The 3,906-nt window shown below is 67.9% G+C and carries 4 protein-coding genes and 1 pseudogene; 2 read left to right on the top strand and 3 right to left on the bottom strand.

Annotated elements, in window-relative coordinates; all coding sequences use genetic code 11:
• Positions 1 to 396 (top strand): annotated as a pseudogene (locus FUT87_RS25705) (hypothetical protein); the annotation flags it as partial.
• A 4-nt stretch (positions 397 to 400) separates the two neighbouring features.
• Here the strand turns inward: FUT87_RS25705 and FUT87_RS25700 are convergent.
• Both FUT87_RS25700 and FUT87_RS25695 read right to left on the bottom strand, forming a co-directional pair.
• Positions 401 to 1,042: a response regulator transcription factor gene (locus FUT87_RS25700; protein WP_186830768.1), complete on the bottom strand. Its 642-nt coding sequence runs from the start codon at positions 1,040 to 1,042 to the stop codon at positions 401 to 403.
• A gap of 305 nt (positions 1,043 to 1,347) precedes the next feature.
• A complete protein-coding gene (locus tag FUT87_RS25695; RefSeq protein ID WP_147242823.1) occupies positions 1,348 to 1,932 on the bottom strand; it encodes a TetR/AcrR family transcriptional regulator in 585 nt (194 codons plus the stop codon).
• A 201-nt stretch (positions 1,933 to 2,133) separates the two neighbouring features.
• Between FUT87_RS25695 and FUT87_RS25690 the strand changes: the two genes are divergently transcribed.
• A complete protein-coding gene (locus FUT87_RS25690; RefSeq protein ID WP_221210943.1) occupies positions 2,134 to 3,459 on the top strand; it encodes an outer membrane protein transport protein in 1,326 nt (441 codons plus the stop codon).
• 218 nt (positions 3,460 to 3,677) lie between these two features.
• On the opposite strand, the gene FUT87_RS25685 is transcribed toward FUT87_RS25690, so the two are convergent.
• Positions 3,678 to 3,906, bottom strand: a 229-nt coding sequence (locus FUT87_RS25685; RefSeq protein WP_255512038.1) for a DNA-3-methyladenine glycosylase, incomplete at its 5' end; no start/stop codon positions are given.

Genomic DNA, 3,906 nt, shown 5'->3' with positions numbered 1-3,906 from the left:
CTGCTGGCGCTGCTGGGCGGCTTCTCCGCGCGCCTCACCCACCGGGTGCTGCAACGCCTGGTGGACACCGTGGACTCGATGTTCGACAGCGACCGCCACCAACTGGTCGAGCAGACGCGGGCCCACTCGCAGGCCGAGGCGCGGCAGTCGGCGATGCAGACGCGGCTGGCGCTGGCGCGGCAACTGATGGGCGTGCAGGGCGAGCTGCTGGCGGCCGCGCCGGACGACGCGGCGCGGCAACGGCTGTCGGCGATGCTGGACGAGCTGCTGGCGGGAGCGCCAGCGTCGGGCACGGCAGCCCCGCCGGACGAACCCGGCGCGCCCGGAACTCCCGGAACTCCCGGAACGCCGGGCGGACCGGGCACGCCCGGCGTGCCGGACGGGCCCGGTGCCTGAGGGTTCACGGACGGGCGAGTCCCTCCCGGATGGCGTAGCGGGTGATGTCGGCCACGCCGCGCAGTCCGAGCTTGTGGACCGCATGCTCGCGGTGCGAGGCCACCGTCTTCTGGCTGACGCCGAGCTGCGCGGCGATGTGCTTGGTGGACAGCCCTTCGGCGAGCAGTTGCACGATCTCGCGCTCCTTGGGCGTGAGCCGGACGAAGGCGCTGGGCGCGGTCGCCGGATGAGCGCAGGCGATGACGGCGGCCTCGGTCAATGAGGGGCTCAGGTAGAACTGGCGCCGTCCGAGCGCACCGATCGCGCGCACCAGCTCATCCACGCCGCTGTCCTTGGCGAGGATGCCGCTGGCGCCGGCGTCGAGCGCCGCGCGCATGCGATGCGGCGGTTCCTCGTCGGCCAGGCAGAGCACGCGGGTGGAGGGCGATGCCGCCACGATGCGCTGCGTCGTGTCGACGCAATTGAGCCCGGGCAGCTCCATGTCCATCAGCACCACTTCCGGGCGCAGCCGCACGGCCAGCCGGACCGCCTCCTGGCCGTCGCCCGCCTGGGCCACCAGTTCCTGCCCGCCCTGTTCCTGGATCAGGGAGGCCAGGGCCTCCCGCAGCAGTTGATGACGCGCGATCACCATCAATCGAGTTCGCATGCTTGTTTTCTCCCTGTGAATCGAGCCCTGCGACATGGGCTACGTGGGCGATTGCAAACAGGATTGGGAGGCTCCGCAATCGAGGCGATACCGCGAATGAGGTCAGCGATTCACCGAGACGCGCCTCGGTGCGCGACCGCGGCCCGATGGCTGCGCGAGGCCAGGCGCAGAGCGGGTGGGAGATCGGGCGCGCGCAACTGTAATGTCTTGCAGGATGGGCGTTGCGACCTCGCGACTTGGCCTGCGCGCCGCGTGCCGCCAGGGTGAGCGCATCGTCGGTTGTCCGGGCCGGACGCGCACGAGCGTCAATGCAGCTGCAGACGCGCGCGGATCTGGGCTCGGGAACTCTCAAGCACCTTCATGGCGAAGCTCGGGTTCGGGACGGCCCTCGCCAAGGTGAGGGCCCCGACCATCTCCATCTGGACGGAGCGGGCGAGCTCCCGGGGCTGTTCGTAGCCGACTTCCTGGAGCAACGCGGCCAGGGCCTCCAACGCCTTCTTCACGCCTTGCTCGAAGGCCTCTCGAACGGGGGGCGACATGCGCGGCAGGTCGCTGGCGAGCGCCGCCATGGGACACCCTGCCTCTCGCTGCTCGAGGTGTTCCCGGCTCAGGTAGCGGTCGATGAGGGCCGCCAACCCTGCGTCGGCGGACAGTCCTTCCAGGCACTCCTCCAGGGTGCTGGCGCTCTCCTCGAACATCAAGGTGATCGCCTCCTGGATCAACTCGTCCTTGGATCCGAAGTGCGCATAGAAGCCGCCATGGGTGAGCCCGGCCTGGGACATCAGCGCCGCGATCCCGATGTTGTCGGGGCCGTGCAGCCGCACCGCCCTCGCGGCCGCGGCCACGACCCTCTCGCGGGTGCGTTGTTTGTGTTCCGAGTCGTAGCGCATAGCCCCCTCAACCATTCGAGTGCGGTCCGCTGGTCCCGCAGACCAGCCCGCAGTTCTCGGAAATCATACGGTTCGGATTGGACTGAGCTCCCCAACCCGTCGTCCGCCGTTTTATATTACGCTCAACATTCAATGCGCTGATCGGGCGCATCTACCCATCAATCGACGGGCTGGGAAGCCCTGCAAGAGGAGACCGAGAAGATGATGTTCCGCAAGAATCACCGGCAGTCGATGCTCGTGTTCGTCACCGGGATGGCCTGTGCCACCCTGGGCCATGCCGCGGCCTTCAAGCTGAAGGAACAAAGCGCGGCGGGTCAAGGTCGGGCTTTCGCGGGCTCGATCAGCGAAGGCGGCGATGCCTCCGTGATCGCGAACAACCCCGCCGCCATGGCCCTGCTCGACGGGCGCCTCTTCCAGGCGGATGCGGCGGTCGTGAACTACTCGGCCAAGTTCAATGGCGCAGGCCGCGATGCGCTCGGACGCCCGCTTTCCGGCGGCAATGGCGGCGACGCGGGACAGACCGCGGCGATTCCGTCGCTGTACTTCCACTCGCCGTTGACGGACCGGATCCATCTGGGTTTCTCGGTGACCGCTCCCTTTGGTTTCAAGACCGAGTACGACGATGGCTGGGTCGGCCGCTACCAGGGCGTCAAGACCTCGCTGAAGGTCATCGACGCTGGCGTGTCCGGCTCCTACAAGGTCAACGAGGCGCTGTCCCTCGGGGTCTCGGTATTCGCCGAACGCCTGGATGTCGAGCTCCGCAACGCGGTGGACTTCGGCGCCCAGTTGGCAGCCTCCCGTGTCCCCGGGTTCCTGCCCACCAGCGCGGACGGCTATCTGGACGTCAAGGGAGACAACACCGAAGTGGGCTATACCCTGGGCGCGCTGCTGCGTCCCGCTGAAGGCACCACGATCGGCCTGGCCTATCGCTCGGAGGTCAAGCACAAGGCCAAGCGCGCCGACGTCACCTTCACGATCCCGGCGGCCGCGAACGCCGTGCTCTCCGTCGCGGCACCGAACACTTTCGTCAACACCACCGTCAATACCGAGCTGACGATGCCTGCCTCGTGGACGCTCAGCCTCAGCCAGCGGCTGAACGATCAATGGACGGTGATGGCCGACTACTCCCGTACCGAGTGGAGCAAGTTCGACAAGGTCGTGCTGGACTTCGCGTCGAACCTGCCGAATCAGACGCTGGACTTCGGCTACCGCGACTCGTCGTTCTACTCGGTGGGAGCCGAGTACAAGCTGAACGACGGCTGGACCCTCCGAGGCGGCTTCGCCTACGACCAGACGCCGGTCACCGATGCCGTGCGGGATGTGCGCGTTCCCGATGTGAGCCGCAGGTGGTTGTCGCTCGGCGCGACCTGGCGCGCAAGCAAGCAGCTCGCCTACAGCATCGGCTTCACCCACCTCTTCATCAAGGACACCAGCGTCAATCTCACCTCGCCTTCTGCCAGCACGCTGCAAGGGACCTACAAGGTCGGCAGCGACATCCTGGCGGTGTCCGCGCAGTACAGCTTCTGAAGGGAGCGGCCCTCGCTCTCGAGGTCCTTCCGCTCGCGTTTCAAGCAGTCGTCAGGCGAAAGCATCGGCGCGCCCGACTGAAGCGACGCGGACAGGCAGTTCCAGGGGTTGTCGTGCGAGTCCCCTCACACGCAACTCATTCACCCCGGACGGCAACGTCCGGGGTGTTTTTTCTGGGTCAATGAAGACCTCCCACGCGCGTGCGGGGCCCTACCCCTTCATCGGCTTGCTGAGGAAGCGCGAGCCCGCCGCGACAAAACGCCAGGGGCGATCGACGCCTTGCTGATGCCGATGCGGGTCCCGCAAAGCACCTCGGCCTGGCGCGACGGCGGCAGCAGTTGAAACGGCGGGGCGTCGAGCGAGGCCCCGCCCAGCGAGCGATCGATGCCCAGGGCCTCCCCGACCCGCCCCGGCCCCGAGGCGAGCAGGCGCGGCACCGCGGTGCCG

It is taken from the genome of Mitsuaria sp. TWR114, assembly GCF_007997345.1.
This window is presented reverse-complemented; position numbering and strand designations above follow the sequence as displayed.